The sequence below is a fragment of the Streptomyces sp. NPDC051364 genome (assembly GCF_040682115.1).
Classification (GTDB): Bacteria; Actinomycetota; Actinomycetes; order Streptomycetales; family Streptomycetaceae; genus Streptomyces.
Map to the genome: position 1 here is coordinate 514,369 of NZ_JBFBAH010000003.1, position 14,045 is coordinate 528,413.

General features: G+C 70.0%; 18 protein-coding genes. 6 read left to right on the plus strand and 12 right to left on the minus strand.

Annotated elements, in window-relative coordinates; translation table 11 throughout:
• Nucleotides 1-28 precede the first annotated feature (28 nt).
• From AB0M76_RS09450 to AB0M76_RS09460, 3 genes are all read right to left on the minus strand, one after another.
• On the minus strand, nucleotides 29-415 hold the full coding sequence (locus AB0M76_RS09450; protein WP_352214999.1) for a hypothetical protein: 387 nt from the start codon (nucleotides 413-415) through the stop codon (nucleotides 29-31).
• A 102-nt stretch (nucleotides 416-517) separates the two neighbouring features.
• Nucleotides 518-1,243 carry a ribonuclease PH gene (gene rph / locus AB0M76_RS09455; protein WP_030299875.1) on the minus strand — a complete coding sequence of 242 codons (726 nt, stop codon included), beginning with the start codon at nucleotides 1,241-1,243 and terminating at the stop codon, nucleotides 518-520.
• Nucleotides 1,244-1,361: 118 nt separating this feature from the next.
• Complete coding sequence (locus AB0M76_RS09460) at nucleotides 1,362-1,646, minus strand: glucose PTS transporter subunit EIIB (RefSeq protein WP_078987119.1); 285 nt, start codon at nucleotides 1,644-1,646, stop codon at nucleotides 1,362-1,364.
• Nucleotides 1,647-1,841: 195 nt separating this feature from the next.
• Between AB0M76_RS09460 and AB0M76_RS09465 the strand changes: the two genes are divergently transcribed.
• Nucleotides 1,842-3,143, plus strand: a complete 1,302-nt coding sequence (locus tag AB0M76_RS09465) for a PTS transporter subunit EIIC (protein WP_365952317.1) — start codon at nucleotides 1,842-1,844, stop codon at nucleotides 3,141-3,143.
• 308 nt (nucleotides 3,144-3,451) lie between these two features.
• Complete coding sequence (locus tag AB0M76_RS09470) at nucleotides 3,452-4,708, plus strand: PTS transporter subunit EIIC (protein WP_328621367.1); 1,257 nt, start codon at nucleotides 3,452-3,454, stop codon at nucleotides 4,706-4,708.
• Between the two features lie 68 nt (nucleotides 4,709-4,776).
• Here the strand turns inward: AB0M76_RS09470 and AB0M76_RS09475 are convergent, their stop codons facing one another.
• Complete coding sequence (locus tag AB0M76_RS09475; protein ID WP_266666678.1) at nucleotides 4,777-5,529, minus strand: MBL fold metallo-hydrolase; 753 nt, start codon at nucleotides 5,527-5,529, stop codon at nucleotides 4,777-4,779.
• A gap of 205 nt (nucleotides 5,530-5,734) precedes the next feature.
• On the opposite strand from AB0M76_RS09475, the gene AB0M76_RS09480 reads away from it, so the two are divergent.
• Both AB0M76_RS09480 and AB0M76_RS09485 read left to right on the plus strand, forming a co-directional pair.
• Complete coding sequence (locus AB0M76_RS09480) at nucleotides 5,735-6,154, plus strand: hypothetical protein (protein ID WP_365952318.1); 420 nt, start codon at nucleotides 5,735-5,737, stop codon at nucleotides 6,152-6,154.
• Entirely contained in the window at nucleotides 6,154-6,513 is a 360-nt protein-coding gene (locus tag AB0M76_RS09485) for a DUF488 family protein (protein ID WP_365952319.1), read from the plus strand. Before AB0M76_RS09480 ends, AB0M76_RS09485 begins: the two co-directional genes overlap by 1 nt.
• A gap of 271 nt (nucleotides 6,514-6,784) precedes the next feature.
• Here the strand turns inward: AB0M76_RS09485 and AB0M76_RS09490 are convergent, their stop codons facing one another.
• From AB0M76_RS09490 to clpS, 7 genes are all read right to left on the minus strand, one after another.
• Nucleotides 6,785-7,735, minus strand: coding sequence for a cysteine synthase (locus AB0M76_RS09490; protein WP_365952320.1), 951 nt, complete (start codon nucleotides 7,733-7,735; stop codon nucleotides 6,785-6,787).
• The gene (locus AB0M76_RS09495) at nucleotides 7,735-8,013 is read right to left on the minus strand and encodes a MoaD/ThiS family protein (protein WP_365952321.1); all 279 of its coding nucleotides are present in this window, start codon (nucleotides 8,011-8,013) and stop codon (nucleotides 7,735-7,737) included. The genes AB0M76_RS09490 and AB0M76_RS09495 overlap by 1 nt, the downstream gene beginning before the upstream one ends.
• An 81-nt stretch (nucleotides 8,014-8,094) precedes the next feature.
• The gene (locus AB0M76_RS09500) at nucleotides 8,095-8,202 is read right to left on the minus strand and encodes a putative leader peptide (RefSeq protein WP_311318620.1); all 108 of its coding nucleotides are present in this window, start codon (nucleotides 8,200-8,202) and stop codon (nucleotides 8,095-8,097) included.
• A gap of 77 nt (nucleotides 8,203-8,279) precedes the next feature.
• Nucleotides 8,280-8,702, minus strand: a complete 423-nt coding sequence (locus tag AB0M76_RS09505) for a M67 family metallopeptidase (protein WP_365952322.1) — start codon at nucleotides 8,700-8,702, stop codon at nucleotides 8,280-8,282.
• Nucleotides 8,703-8,801: 99 nt separating this feature from the next.
• Nucleotides 8,802-10,277: an amino acid permease gene (locus tag AB0M76_RS09510; RefSeq protein WP_365952323.1), complete on the minus strand. Its 1,476-nt coding sequence runs from the start codon at nucleotides 10,275-10,277 to the stop codon at nucleotides 8,802-8,804.
• A gap of 349 nt (nucleotides 10,278-10,626) precedes the next feature.
• Nucleotides 10,627-11,244 carry a DUF2017 domain-containing protein gene (locus AB0M76_RS09515; RefSeq protein ID WP_365952324.1) on the minus strand — a complete coding sequence of 206 codons (618 nt, stop codon included), beginning with the start codon at nucleotides 11,242-11,244 and terminating at the stop codon, nucleotides 10,627-10,629.
• Nucleotides 11,244-11,558 (minus strand): ATP-dependent Clp protease adapter ClpS, encoded by a 315-nt coding sequence (clpS, locus tag AB0M76_RS09520; protein ID WP_030866534.1) that lies wholly within the window; start codon nucleotides 11,556-11,558, stop codon nucleotides 11,244-11,246. The genes AB0M76_RS09515 and clpS overlap by 1 nt, the downstream gene beginning before the upstream one ends.
• 81 nt (nucleotides 11,559-11,639) lie before the next feature.
• Between clpS and AB0M76_RS09525 the strand changes: the two genes are divergently transcribed.
• Together AB0M76_RS09525 and AB0M76_RS09530 are read left to right on the plus strand one after the other, a co-directional pair.
• A complete protein-coding gene (locus tag AB0M76_RS09525) occupies nucleotides 11,640-12,968 on the plus strand; it encodes a nicotinate phosphoribosyltransferase (RefSeq protein WP_365952325.1) in 1,329 nt (442 codons plus the stop codon).
• 108 nt (nucleotides 12,969-13,076) lie between these two features.
• On the plus strand, nucleotides 13,077-13,679 hold the full coding sequence (locus AB0M76_RS09530) for a nicotinamidase (protein WP_266666660.1): 603 nt from the start codon (nucleotides 13,077-13,079) through the stop codon (nucleotides 13,677-13,679).
• 60 nt (nucleotides 13,680-13,739) lie between these two features.
• On the opposite strand, the gene AB0M76_RS09535 is transcribed toward AB0M76_RS09530, so the two are convergent.
• Nucleotides 13,740-14,042, minus strand: a complete 303-nt coding sequence (locus AB0M76_RS09535) for a hypothetical protein (RefSeq protein ID WP_266628912.1) — start codon at nucleotides 14,040-14,042, stop codon at nucleotides 13,740-13,742.
• Nucleotides 14,043-14,045 lie beyond the last annotated feature (3 nt).

Consider the following 14,045-nt stretch of genomic DNA (forward strand, 5'->3'; position numbering starts at 1 on the left):
ATCCGGCCCCCTCCGAGCGGGTGACGGCTCAGCCCGGGGTGCAGACCTTCGACAGCTCCTTCGCCGCGTCGGCGACCGGCTGGATGTCCGGGTTCGGGTTGCCGTTCTCGATGGCCGTGCGGACGTTCTTCACCGCCGTGGTCATGGAGGAGACGGCCTTGCTCAGGTCGGCGTTGTCCGTCTGGTCGCCGACCTTCTTGAGGTTCGTCTCGATCTGGTTCAGCGCGTTCTGGGCGTCCTGCGGGCTGTTGCCGGCCTGGGAGACCGCCTGCTGGAGGTCGTTCGCGCCGTCCGTGATGGCCACCGCCGTGTTCGCGCAGTCCATGGCCGTCGAGATCGCGTCACAGGACGTCAGCGCCGGGACGGCGAGCGCCGCAGCCAGGACGACCGCCGCTATGCGGTGCTTCGGGTTCATGTTCGGGTCTCCCAGAAATCGACGGATGCGAGGACGGGCGCACGGCTTCGACACCGTGCGCCCGTAACCGGTGGGACGCAGGAGCGCGCCCTGTGGTTCTGTCTAGAGCTGGAGCGCGCCGAGCTGGATGGCTTCGAGGTCGGCGCAGCCGCCGGCGGCCAGGTCCAGGAGGGCGTTGAGTTCCTTGCGGTCGAAGGGCTCGCCTTCGGCGGTGCCCTGGACCTCGACGAAGCGGCCGTCGCCGGTGCAGACCACGTTCATGTCGGTCTCGGCGCGCACGTCCTCCTCGTAGCAGAGGTCGAGGAGGGGGACGCCGTCGACGATGCCGACGCTGACGGCGGCGACGGTGCCGGTGAGCGGCTTGCGGCCGGCCTTGATCAGCTTCTTCTGCTGGCCCCAGGCGACGGCGTCGGCCAGCGCGACGTAGGCGCCGGTGATGGCGGCGGTGCGGGTGCCGCCGTCGGCCTGGAGGACGTCGCAGTCCAGGACGATGGTGTTCTCGCCGAGGGCCTTGTAGTCGATGACGGCGCGCAGGGAGCGGCCGATGAGGCGGGAGATCTCGTGGGTGCGGCCGCCGATCTTGCCGCGTACGGATTCGCGGTCGCCGCGGGTGTTGGTGGAGCGGGGCAGCATCGAGTACTCGGAGGTGACCCAGCCTTCGCCGCTGCCCTTGCGCCAGCGGGGGACGCCTTCGGTGAAGGAGGCGGTGCAGAAGACCTTGGTGTCGCCGAAGGAGATGAGGACGGAGCCCTCGGCGTGCTTGCTCCATCCGCGTTCGATGGTGACCGGGCGGAGCTGTTCGGGCGTGCGGCCGTCGATGCGAGACATGCGTCCGAGCCTAGTCGGTGCGCGGATACGCGAAGACCCCGTCCGCGTACGTGCGGGACGGGGCCTCGTGGAGGGGTGTGAGAGCGGGAGCTCAGCTCACCGCGTGCTCATACCGTGTTCACATCATGTCTTCGATGTCGGCGGCGATCGGGTCGGCGTCGGTGCCGATGACGACCTGGATCGCGGTGCCCATCTTGACGACGCCGTGGGCGCCGGCGGCCTTCAGGGCGGCCTCGTCGACCTTGCTGGGGTCGATGACCTCGGTGCGCAGGCGGGTGATGCAGCCCTCGACCTCTTCGATGTTGTCGATGCCGCCGAGCCCGGCGACGATCTTCTCAGCCTTGGTGGCCATGTGTTTCTCCCTGAGTTCTACGAAGAACGAGTCTCGGCGGCCCTGTTCCAGCCAGCGCGGTCCGCTTTGTCACGGTAGCCCACTGTTGGCCCAGCTACGCGAGCGCGGGTCCAGCTTCTGCCGAATGATGACGATCAGCAGCAACCCGCCCTCCGGGCGGGTGAATGCGACCGCATCATAAGTGGTCTACACCAGTGTGCCGCACCGGACGCACGTGCCCAAACGGGCCTGCCAGGGAGGACGCCGATGAGCGCGAGCAGCGCCGCAGCAGCACCGCAGCCGAAGTGGTGGAGCGGCTTGTACCCGGGCCTGCAGAAGATGGGGCGCAGTCTTCAGCTGCCGATCGCGGTGCTGCCCGCGGCCGGACTCCTCAACGGGCTGGGGCAGCCCGGCGTGTTGGGTGAGGAGGGCCTGAAGTGGACGATCGTGTCCAAGGTGATGGTGGCCGCGGGCGGCGCGCTGCTGAACGCGGACATCGGCCTGCCTCTGCTCTTCTGTATCGGTGTCGCGATCGGCATGGCCAAGAAGGCGGACGGTTCGACGGCCCTCGCGGCGGTGGCGGGCTTCCTCGTCTACCGGGGCGTGCTGCACGCCTTCCCCAACGACTGTCCGATCGGCACGAAATCCATCGGCGGCGGCTGCATCGGGCCGAACAACACCTTCGTGGAGTTCACGTACCAGAACCCCGGCGTGTTCGGCGGCATCGTCATGGGCCTGCTGGCCGCCTGGTTCTGGCAGCGCTTCCACCGGGTGAAGCTGGTCGACTGGCTGGGCTTCTTCAACGGCCGCCGGCTGGTGCCGATCATCATGTCGTTCGTGGCGATCGGGTTCGCCGCGATCTGCCTGTGGATCTGGCCGCCGGTCGGCAGCGCGCTGGAGAGTTTCTCCGACTGGCTGGTGGGGCTGGGCTCCTGGGGCGCCGGCATCTTCGGCGTGGCCAACCGCGCGCTGCTGGTGATCGGCTTGCACCAGTTCCTGAACGTGCCGGTGTGGTTCCAGTTCGGCAGCTACACCAAGCCGGACGGGACGACGGTGCACGGTGACATCAACATGTTCCTGGCGGGCGACCCGAACGCCGGGCAGTTCTTGACCGGTTTCTTCCCGATCATGATGTTCGCGCTCCCTGCGGCGGCGCTGGCGATCACCCACTGCGCGAAGCCGCAGCGGCGCAAGGAGGTCGCCGGTCTGATGCTGTCGGTCGGCCTGACCTCGTTCGTCACGGGCATCACGGAGCCGATCGAGTACTCCTTCCTCTTCGTCGCGCCGGTGCTGTACGCGATCCATGCGGTGCTGACGGGCGTGTCGATGGCGGTGACGTGGGCGCTGGGCGTCCACGACGGCTTCAGCTTCTCGGCGGGCCTGATCGACTACCTCATCAACTTCGGCCTGGCGACGAAGCCGTTGCTGATCATTCCGATCGGCCTGTGTTTCGCGGTGGTGTACTACGCCGTATTCCGCTTCGCGATCACGAAGTTCGACATCCAGACGCCGGGCCGGGAGTCGGACGAGGAGATCGCCGCGATGGAGGCGGACAACACCAAGGCGTAGAGCACGAAGGGGTAACGAACCCGGCGCAGCGCGAGGCCCTCGGATCCACGGATCCGGGGGCCTTCCGCTTGTCCTGCGCCCGTCCTCCGCTCGTCGCGGACTCGCGGTCGGCCCCGCGGGCGAAGTGTGGCGTAGACCACAGGAAATCGAAGGTTCCTTATCTATCCCCGACCATGCTACAACTGGTCTACACCACGGATTGGTGTAGACCACGCAGCCCGGTTCGGAGCTCGCGTACCCCCATTTTGAGACGCCGCCATCCCCCGTTTGTACTCCCTGGGCGGCGCCTTGCCTTCTGGAGGAACCTCATGTCCACAGCCACCGCTGCGGAAAAGAAGAAGGGCGCGGGCGTGATGGCCGTCATGCAGCGCATCGGCCGGAGCCTCATGCTCCCCGTTGCGGTGCTCCCGGCCGCCGCGTTGCTCGTCCGCCTCGGCGACAAGGACATGCTCGGCGACCCGTCGCTGCCGGGCTTCCTCACCAAAATAGCCGGTTACATGTCGGCCGGCGGCGGCGCGATCCTCGACAACATGGCGCTGCTGTTCGCCGTCGGCATCGCGATCGGCTTCGCCAAGAAGTCCGACGGCTCGACCGCGCTCGCCGCGGTGACCGGCTACCTGGTCTTCAAGAACGTGCTCGCGACGTTCACCGACTCGAACCTGCCGAAGATCGCCAAGGCGGTCGACGGCAAGGTCGTCATGATCGACGCCCCGGTCGACGCCAAGGTGCTCGGCGGTGTCGTCATGGGCATCGTGGTCGCCCTGATCTACCAGAAGTTCTACCGGACCAAGCTGCCCGAGTGGGCGGGCTTCTTCGGTGGCCGCCGTCTGGTCCCGATCCTCTCGGCCTTCGCCGGACTCCTCATCGGCATCGTCTTCGGCCTGATCTGGCCGGTCCTCGGCACGGGTCTGCACAGCTTCGGTGAGTGGCTGGTCGGCTCCGGCGCGGTCGGGGCGGGCATCTTCGGTGTCGCCAACCGTGCGCTGATCCCGGTCGGCATGCACCACCTGCTGAACTCCTTCCCGTGGTTCCAGGCCGGCGAGTTCCAGGGCAAGAGCGGCGACATCTCCCGCTTCCTGGCCGGTGACCCGAGCGCCGGACAGTTCATGACCGGCTTCTTCCCGATCATGATGTTCGCCCTCCCGGCCGCCTGCCTCGCGATCGTGCACTGCGCCCGCCCCGAGCGCCGCAAGGTCGTCGGCGGCATGATGTTCTCCCTCGCGCTGACCTCCTTCGTCACCGGTGTGACCGAGCCGATCGAGTTCACGTTCATGTTCATCGCCCCGGTGCTGTACGCGATCCACGCGGTGCTGACCGGTGTCTCCATGGCCCTGACGTGGGGTCTCGGCATGAAGGACGGCTTCGGCTTCTCCGCCGGCGCCATCGACTACCTGCTGAACCTGGGCAAGGCCACCAACCCGCTGGGCCTGGCGGTCGTGGGCCTGTGCTTCGCGGCGGTCTACTACGTGGTCTTCCGCTTCGCGATCACGAAGTTCAACCTCCCGACGCCGGGCCGCGAGTCCGACGAGGAGCTCGCCGAGCTGCTCAAGGCCGAGGCCAAGTAGGCATCGCGCACGAGAAAGCCCCCGCTCTCCCTTCCGGGAGGGCGGGGGCTTTCTCGTACATGGGGTTCTCAGACCTGGTAGACGGCGCCCGCGTACGCGAGGTCGACCGGGCCGTCGTAGGCCGCGCGGGCGTCGGCGAGGTTCTGGCGGGCGTCCGTCCACGGCGGGATGTGCGTCAGGACCAGCCGGCCGACCTTGCCGCCGCGCGCGAACTCCCCGGCCTCGCGGCCGTTGAGGTGGAGGTCCGGGATGTCCTCCTTGCCGTGCGTGAAGGAGGCCTCGCACAGGAACAGGTCCGTGCCCTCGGCGAGCATCCCCAGCTCGGGGCAGACGCCCGTGTCGCCGGAGTACGTGAGGGAGCGGCCGCCGTGCTCGACGCGGATGCCGTAGGCCTCGACGGGGTGGCTGACCCGCTCGGTGCGGACCGTGAACGGGCCGATCTCGAAGCTGCCGGACTTCAGGGTGCGGAAGTCGAAGACCTCGCTCATGGAGCGCTCGTCGGGGACGTCCTCGTAGGCGGTCGTCAGGCGCTTCTCGGTGCCTTCGGGGCCGTAGACGGGGATGGTGCCGCAGCGGCCGCCCTCGTGCCGGTAGTAGCGGGCGACGAAATAGGCGCACATGTCGATGCAGTGGTCGGCGTGCAGATGGCTCAGGAAGATCGCGTCGAGGTCGTAGAGACCGACGTGGCGCTGCAGCTCGCCGAGGGCGCCGTTGCCCATGTCGAGGAGCAGCCGGAAGCCGTCGGCCTCGACGAGGTAGGCCGAGCAGGCCGATTCCGCGGACGGGAACGACCCTGAGCAGCCGACGACGGTGAGCTTCATGGAGCGAGAACCTCCGGGGACGGTCCGTGGACGGAATGCGGGCCGTGCGTGGGTCGAGCGTAAGGCGCGAAACGTCAGGTCGCTCCTCCGCGGCAGGCCGTTGTGGGGGGAATCACCTGTGCTGTCACCCGGGGGAGCGACGGTGGGCACGGGCGTGCCGGTGCACTGCCGTGCTGAGGGGTCCGGGCGCGGCTACCTTCGGAATATGGACACGTCCTGGTGGCCCGCGGCGGCCGCGGTGGTGGCCGTGGTGCTGGTGGTGCTGGTGGTGGGGCGCCGGCCGGGGATGCCCCGGCGGGCCCCGCCGCCGCACGGGCCGGGTGCGGCGCCGCGGCCGCGGGCGGGTGAGCTGTGGTGTCTGGCGGACGGGCGGCTGTGCCTGGTGCTGGCGGTGTCGTCCGTACGGGCCCACCGGGCGCGGGTCGCGTGGATCACCGGGAAGTACGACGACCGGCGGGCCGGGGTGATCCCGCTGCCGCCGGGGACGGTGGGGGCGCAGGGCCGGGCGAGCTTCCTGGAGGCGGACCGGCCGGCGGAGGTGTGGGTGTGGGAGTTCCGGAGCCGGCTGGGGGTGCTGGATCCTGCGGTGTGGGACGAGGTCAAGGGGCTCGGAGGTGGCGGCTGATGGTGAGGGTGGTGCGAGTGCGGCGGGTGTACGACCCTCCGGAGCCGGAGGAGGACGGCGTACGGGTGCTCGTGGACCGGCTGTGGCCGCGGGGCCTGGCGAAGGCGGTGGCGGGGGTGGACGAATGGCCCAAGGCGGTGACGCCGTCCGGGGAGCTGCGGAAGTGGTTCCACGGGGACGGGGGCACGGCGGAGGAGTTCCGGGCCCGCTACGAGGCGGAGCTGGCGGCGCCGGAGGCGGTGGCGGAGCTGGGCCGGCTGCGCGCGCTGGCCGCGGATGGCCCGATCACCCTCCTGACCGCGGTCAAGGACCCCGCCTCGAGCCACGCCGCCATCCTGTCGGAGCTCCTGTCCGGGTGATTCCCCCAGGCCTCCCGGCCGGGGCGTGCCGCCGGGCCGCTGCGCGGCGCCTTCTCCCCGCCCCGCCCTTTCGCCTCCCCCCGGCTCCGTCCGGGGGGACCCCACCGGAGCGAGCCCCGGACCCCGTTGCGTCTGCGGCGCCGCTGTCGGGGGCCGGCCCCCGGCCCCCGCGGCTCAAACGCCGGCGGGGCCGGATTTCGCCGGGCGGCGCCCAGCCCCGCCGCGTTGGGGGCGCGGGGGCTGGGGCGGAGCCCCGAGGGGCCCGCGGGGGCTATGCCCAGAGTTGGCCCTGGAGGGTTTCGATCGCTTCCTCCGTCGTGGCGGCCGTGTAGACGCCCGTCGAGAGGTACTTCCAGCCGCCGTCGGCCACGACGAAGACGATGTCCGCCGTCTCGCCGGCGGCCACCGCCTTGCGGCCCACGCCGATCGCCGCGTGCAGGGCGGCGCCCGTGGAGACGCCCGCGAAGATGCCCTCCTGCTGGAGGAGTTCCCGGGTGCGGGTCACCGCGTCCGCCGAGCCCACCGAGAAGCGGGTCGTCAAAACCGAGGCGTCGTACAGCTCCGGGACGAAGCCCTCGTCCAGGTTGCGCAGGCCGTAGACCAGGTCGTCGTACCGCGGCTCCGCCGCGACGATCCGTACGCCGGGCACGTGCTCGCGCAGGTAGCGGCCGACGCCCATCAGGGTGCCCGTCGTGCCGAGGCCCGCCACGAAGTGGGTGATCGAGGGGAGGTCCCGCAGGATCTCGGGGCCGGTCGTCGCGTAGTGGGCGCCCGCGTTGTCCGGGTTCCCGTACTGGTAGAGCATCACCCAGTCGGGGTGCTCCGCCGCCAGCTCCTTGGCCACCCGGACCGCGGTGTTCGATCCGCCCGCCGCCGGCGACGAGATGATCTCGGCTCCCCACATGGCCAGCAGGTCACGCCGCTCCTGCGAGGTGTTTTCCGGCATGACGCACACGATCCGGTAGCCCTTGAGCTTGGCCGCCATCGCGAGCGAGATGCCGGTGTTGCCCGAGGTGGGCTCCAGGATCGTGCAGCCGGGGGTCAGCCGGCCGTCCTTCTCGGCCTGCTCGACCATGTGGAGCGCGGGGCGGTCCTTGATCGAGCCGGTCGGGTTCCGGTCCTCCAGCTTGGCCCAGATGCGGACGTCGTCCGAGGGCGACAGGCGGGGCAGCCGGACCAGCGGCGTGTTGCCGACGGCGGCCAGCGGGGAGTCGTAGCGCATCAGACGGAGCCGCCGGCGACCGCCGGGAGGATGGTGACGCTGTCGCCGTCCTTGAGGGCGGTGGAGATGCCGTCGAGGAAGCGGACGTCCTCGTCGTTGAGGTAGACGTTCACGAAGCGGCGCAGCTTGCCGCCGTCGACGATGCGCTCCTCGATGCCCTTGTAGCGCGTCTCGAGGTCCGCGAGGAGCTCGGACAGCGTGGCGCCCTCACCGTTGACGGCCTTCTCGCCGTCGGTGTAGGTGCGGAGGATGGTCGGGATGCGGACCTCGATGGCCATGGCAGGCTCCAGTTGTGAAGTGATGCGGGAGGGGCTTAAGGGCGCGCGGCGCAAGGGCCCCCGCGCGAGGGCCTGTGGTGCTCAGGCGGCAGGACAGATGCTGCTGGCGAGGCGGCACAGGTCGACGTGCAGCCGCGCCACAAGCAGGAGCCTGCTGGGCGTCTCGATGCTCACGTCGTGGGGAACCATGCGGTCATGTTAACGATTCCCGGTCCCCCGTTTGGAGTGTGATCCCGCATCGTGGACGGAAACCGCTCGCATCGTGGTCAGTAGGCCTCGACGACCCGTACTTCCTCCTCGGTGATGACACCGTCGACGATCCGGTACGAGCGGAACTGGAACTCCCCGAGGCCGCCGGTGTCCGCCGTGGAGACCAGCACGTAGTGCGCGCCGGGCTCGTTCGCGTACGTGATGTCGGTACGGGAGGGGTAGGCCTCGGTCGCGGTGTGCGAGTGGTAGACGATCACGGGCTCCTCGTCCCGGTCGTCGAGCTCGCGGTACAGCTTCAGCAGATCCTTCGAGTCGAACTCGTAGAACGTGGGCGAGCGGGCCGCGTTGAGCATCGGGATGAACCGCTCGGGGCGGTTGGTGCCCGCCGGTCCGGCCACGACGCCGCACGCCTCGTCCGGGTGGTCCTTGCGGGCGTGCTCGACGATCTGGTCGTACAGCGCCTGGGTAAGGGTCAGCATGAGCGACAGGATAAGCAGACGGGCCCTCCCGTACCGAGGTGTGGTACGGGAGGGCCCGGATGCTGGACACGGGGTCCGTGGGACCCGGTCGGGCGCCGGTCAGGCGGCCGGCTCGGAGGCGGGCTCGTCGGCCGGCCGGGAGACCTTGTTGAAGGCGGCTCCGCGCGGGTTGCGCTTCTTGAGCACCAGATAGGAGACGCCCAGGATCAGGCCCCACAGCGGCGCGCAGTACAGCGAGACGCGGGAGTCCTTGTCGATGCCCATCATCACGATGACCATGCCGATGAACAGCAGCGCGAACCAGCTGGTCCACGGGGCGCCCGGGGCGCGGAACGGGGACTGCGGCAGCTCGCCGCGGTCGGCCTTGGCGCGGTAGCGGATCTGGCAGACGAGGATCATGATCCAGGCCCACATGCCGGAGATGGTGGCAAAGGAGACGACGTAGTCGAAGGCCTTGCCCGGGGCGACGTAGTTGATCCAGACGCCCACCAGCATCAGCGCGGCGGAGAACGTGGTGCCCACGAGCGGGGTGCCGCTCTTGGTGAGCTTGATGAAGAACTTCGGGCCCTGGCCGTTGAGGGCGAGGTCGCGCAGCATGCGGCCGGTGGAGTACATGCCCGAGTTGCAGGAGGACAGCGCGGCGGTCAGGACGACGAAGTTGACGATCGCGGCGCCGACGCCGAGGCCCATCTTCTCGAAGGCCAGCACGAACGGGCTCTCGCCCGCCTTGAAGTTGGACCACGGGATGACCGACATGATCATGATGAGGGCGCCGACGTAGAAGACGGCGATGCGCCACGGCACGGTGTTGATGGCCTTGGGCAGGGTCTTCTCGGGGTCCTTGGACTCGCCGGCGGTGACGCCGACCAGCTCGACCGCCAGGAAGGCGAACATGACGATCTGCAGCGTCATCAGCGTCTCGCCGATGCCGTTGGGGAAGAAGCCGCGGTCGCTCCACAGGTTGGAGACGGAGGCGGTTGCGGCGGCGTCGGAGAAGCCGACGGTGAGGATGCCGGCGCAGATCAGGATCATGCCGACGATGGCGGTGACCTTGACCATCGAGAACCAGAACTCGAGCTCGCCGAAGAGCTTCACCGAGATCAGGTTGGCGGCGTAGAGGATGACCGTGAAGATCAGCGCGTAGGCCCACTGCGGGAAGCTGTCATGGGTCCAGTACGACATGTACTTGGCCGCCGCGGTCACCTCGGTGATACCGGTGACCACCCAGAAGAGCCAGTACGTCCAGCCGGTCGCATACCCCCAGAAGGGGCCGAGGAACTCTCGGGCGTAGTCCGAGAAGGAGCCCGAGACCGGGCGGTACATCAGCAGCTCGCCCAGGGCGCGCATGATGAAGAAGATGACCAGGCCCGCGATGGCGTAGGCCAGGATCAGGCTCGGGCCGGCCTTCGAGATGGCCTTGCCGGCGCCCAGGAAGAGGCCGGTGCCGATGGCTCCGCCGATCGCGATCATCTGGATCTGGCGGGCTCCGAGTGCGCGGTGGTAACCCTCGCCGCCCTCGGCCGCGGCACCCTCGCCGGGCGTCCTGTCGTGCTGCTCGACCTGCACAGAGGTCATGTCTTGGTGCGCCTTTCTCCACGCCGACCCGCGCCTTCGAAGGCAGCGGATCGGGTCCTCGATCCCCCCGGATACGGATGGAGTTGCACCCGGCGGTCAGCCGGTTCAAGCAGGCCGGGGGACATGGGTGGCGCCCCGTCGGCGGTCGTGAAGATTTATCACGGGCTTACGGGTGGCCGCGGCGCGGAGAAGTGACCTGGGGCACATGAAATTCAGGACAAAGATCCAGAAAAGAATCAGATCACCGCATCGCGGTGATCTGATCGTTATCCGGATTTGAGCGTCCGCTGAGCGAACGCCGCGCGAACAGTGTTCGTACTTGAGGCTTTCCTGAGGGTTCCGAGGGTTCTCAGAGGGTTTCGATGAGTGTTTCCTGGAGGCCGCCGAGCCACAGGTAGGCCATCACCATCGGCTTGCGCGGGTCGTCGTCCGGCAGCCGGAAGAGCATCGCGCTCTCGTCGTCCTCGGTGATGTCGAGGCGGGCCGCGATGGTCAGGCGCAGGTCGTTGAGCGCCCCCAGCCAGCGCAGCGGGAGTTCCCCGGTGAGCTCGAGCACGGCCGCCCCGTCCCCGCCGGGGGTGAGCGCGTCCAGGCTGCGTACGACGGCCAGCGCGTCCTCCCGCTTGCGGCTGCGCAGGTCGTTCTCGGTGAACCGGCGGAATTCCGCCGACCGGGCGGCGAGCTCCTCCGGGTCCACCTTCCGGTCCTCGGGGCCGGGGCCGCCGTAGGCGTCGGGGAAGAGCCGGATCAGCGCGGGGTCGGAGGGGCGCTCGGTGGGTCCCTCGTTGCCCTCGGCGAACAGCACGGCCAGCGGGTCGGCGTCCTCGTCGGGTGCGGGCGCGCCCGGACCGATGAGCTCCAGCAGCTGGACGGCGAGGGAGCGCAGGATGGAGATCTCGATCTCGTCCAGCGTGACGGCGGCGCCGCCGCCCTCGAGGGATTCGAACATTCCGGCGGTCCGCCCCATCAGATGCGGTCCTGGGAGAGGGTCGCCCACAGGCCGTAGCCGTGCATGGCCTGCACGTCGCGCTCCATTTCCTCGCGGGTGCCGCTGGACACGATCGCCCGCCCCTTGTGGTGGACGTCGAGCATCAGCTTGTGCGCCTTGTCCTTGGAGTAGCCGAAGTACGCCTGGAACACGTACGTCACGTAGCTCATGAGGTTGACCGGGTCGTTGTGCACCAGGGTCACCCAGGGAACGTCGGGTTCGGGGACCGCGAAGGTCTCTTCGGCCGACTCGGTGCGTTCGATCTCAATGGGAGCAACACTCACTTGTCCCATGCTGCCACTGCGACCGGCCGGTCGCACAAACGGGTCCCGAGATCTCGTCACTCTGACGAAATGTGCGCTAGCATCCGTGCCATGAACCCTGCGGACCTGGGCCTGCCGGTGGACGTGCCGTCGACAGCGCTCTTCACTGATCACTACGAGCTCACGATGCTGCAGGCCGCCCTGGCGAACGGCACCGCCGATCGCCGCTCGGTCTTCGAGGTCTTCACCCGGCGGCTGCCCGAGGGGCGCCGCTACGGCGTGGTGGCCGGCACCGGCCGCGTCCTGGACGCGGTGGAGAACTTCCGCTTCGACAGCGCGGTGCTGGAGTTCCTGCGTGAGCGGGCCGTCGTCGACATGCGGACCCTGGACTGGCTGTCCTCGTACCGCTTCTCGGGAGACATCTGGGGCTACCCGGAGGGCGAGGTCTACTTCCCCGGGTCGCCGATCCTGCGCGTCGAGGGCAGCTTCGCCGAGTGCGTGCTGCTCGAGACGGTCATCCTGTCGATCCTCAACCACGACTCGGCGATCGCGGCCGCGGCCTCGCGGATGGCCTCGGCGGCCGGTGACCGGCCGCTGATCGAGATGGGCGCGCGGCGCACCCACGAGCTGGCGGCGGTGGCGGCCTCGCGCGCCGCGTACGTCGGCGGCTTCACCTCCACCTCGGACCTGGCGGCCGGCTTCCGGTACGGGATCCCGACGGTCGGGACCTCGGCGCACGCCTTCACGCTGGTGCACGACACCGAGCGGGACGCCTTCCAGGCCCAGGTGGCCTCGCTGGGCAGCGGGACGACCCTGCTGGTGGACACGTACGACGTGGCGGAGGCCGTGCGGACGGCCGTCGAGGTCGCCGGTACGGGGCTGGGGGCGGTCCGGATCGACTCCGGCGACCTGCTGCTGGTCGCGCACCGGGTGCGGCAGCAGCTGGACGAGCTGGGCGCGACGGCGACGAAGATCGTGGTCACCTCCGACCTGGACGAGTACGCCATCGCCTCGCTGGCAGCGGCTCCGGTGGACGCGTACGGGGTCGGCACGCAGCTGGTGACGGGCAGCGGGCACCCGACGTGCTCGATGGTCTACAAGCTGGTGGCGCGGTCCGTGTCGGCGGACCCCAAGGCTCCGCTGGTGCCGGTGGCGAAGAAGTCCACGGGCGGGAAGACCTCGATCGGCGGCCGCAAGTGGGCTGCGCGGCGGGTGGACGCGGAGGGCGTCGCCGAGGCGGAGGTGGTCGGCACGGGACCCGTCCCGTCCGCGCTGGTGGACCGGCAGCTGCTGGTCGAGCTGGTCAAGGCCGGCGAGGTGGTCGCCCGGGAGTCCCTGGAGGCGCCGCGTGAGCGCCACCGGCAGGCCCGCGCCGGCCTCCCGCTCTCCGCGACGCAGCTCTCGCGCGGCGAGCCGGTGCTCCCGACCGAGTACGCGTAGCCCGGCGCGGGGACCCGGGGCCGGGGGCGGCGCCCCCGGTTTCGGGGAGGGGTGGGGTGGGGGAAGAGCCCGCGCAGCGGCAAATACGACAACCGAAGGACACGCGACATGCACCGCGCACTGATCGTCGTCGACGTACAGAACGACTTCTGCGAAGGCGGCAGCCTCGCGGTCACCGGAGGGGCCGACGTCGCCGCCGCGATCACCGAGCTGATCGGCCAGGCCACGGCCGGCTACCGGCACGTCGTCGCCACCCGCGACCACCACGTCGACCCCGGGTCGCACTTCGCGCACCCCCCGGCCGAGCCGGACTTCGAGACCTCCTGGCCGGTGCACTGCGTCGCCGGTACCGAGGGCGTCGGGTTCCACCCGAACTTCGCGCCCGCGGTCGCCTCCGGGGCCGTCGCCGCCGTCTTCGACAAGGGGGCGTACGAGGCCGCGTACAGCGGGTTCGAGGGCGCCGACGAGAACGGCACCCCGCTCGCCCGGTGGCTGCGCGACCGGCAGGTCACCGAGGTGGACGTCGTCGGGATCGCCACCGACCACTGCGTGCGCGCCACGGCCCTCGACGCGGCCCGTGCCGGCTTCGCCACCCGCGTGCTGCTCGACCTGACGGCCGCCGTGGCCCCCCACACCGCCGCGCGGGCGGTCGAGGAGCTCCGGTCGGCCGGGGTCGGGCTCGTCGGCGAGAGCCCCCGCCAGAGCCCGTGACGGGCGAGGCGGGCCGCGGCGGCGGCTCGTGGCCAGTGGCCATTGGCTAGCGGCTAGCAGCTAGCCGCCCAGCAGGGCGCGGATCGGGTGCCAGAGCTCCTGGGCCCGGTCCGGGGCTCCGCGCCACAGCAGCCCGTCCGGGTGGTGCAGGACGGCCGTGACCTCGTCCGGGGTCGGCGGCTGCGCGTTGCCGCGCAGGTACACCGCCCGCATCCCGAGGTTCCGCAGCCTGGTCAGGGCGCGGGCCCGGTTCGCGGCATGTACCAGCACACGGACGTTTCCGCCCTCGCCGCACGGCCTCGGCAGCGTGAGCGCGACCACCACGCTGCCGCCTGGCAATCTGACGAAACCTCCACCGGGCATGAT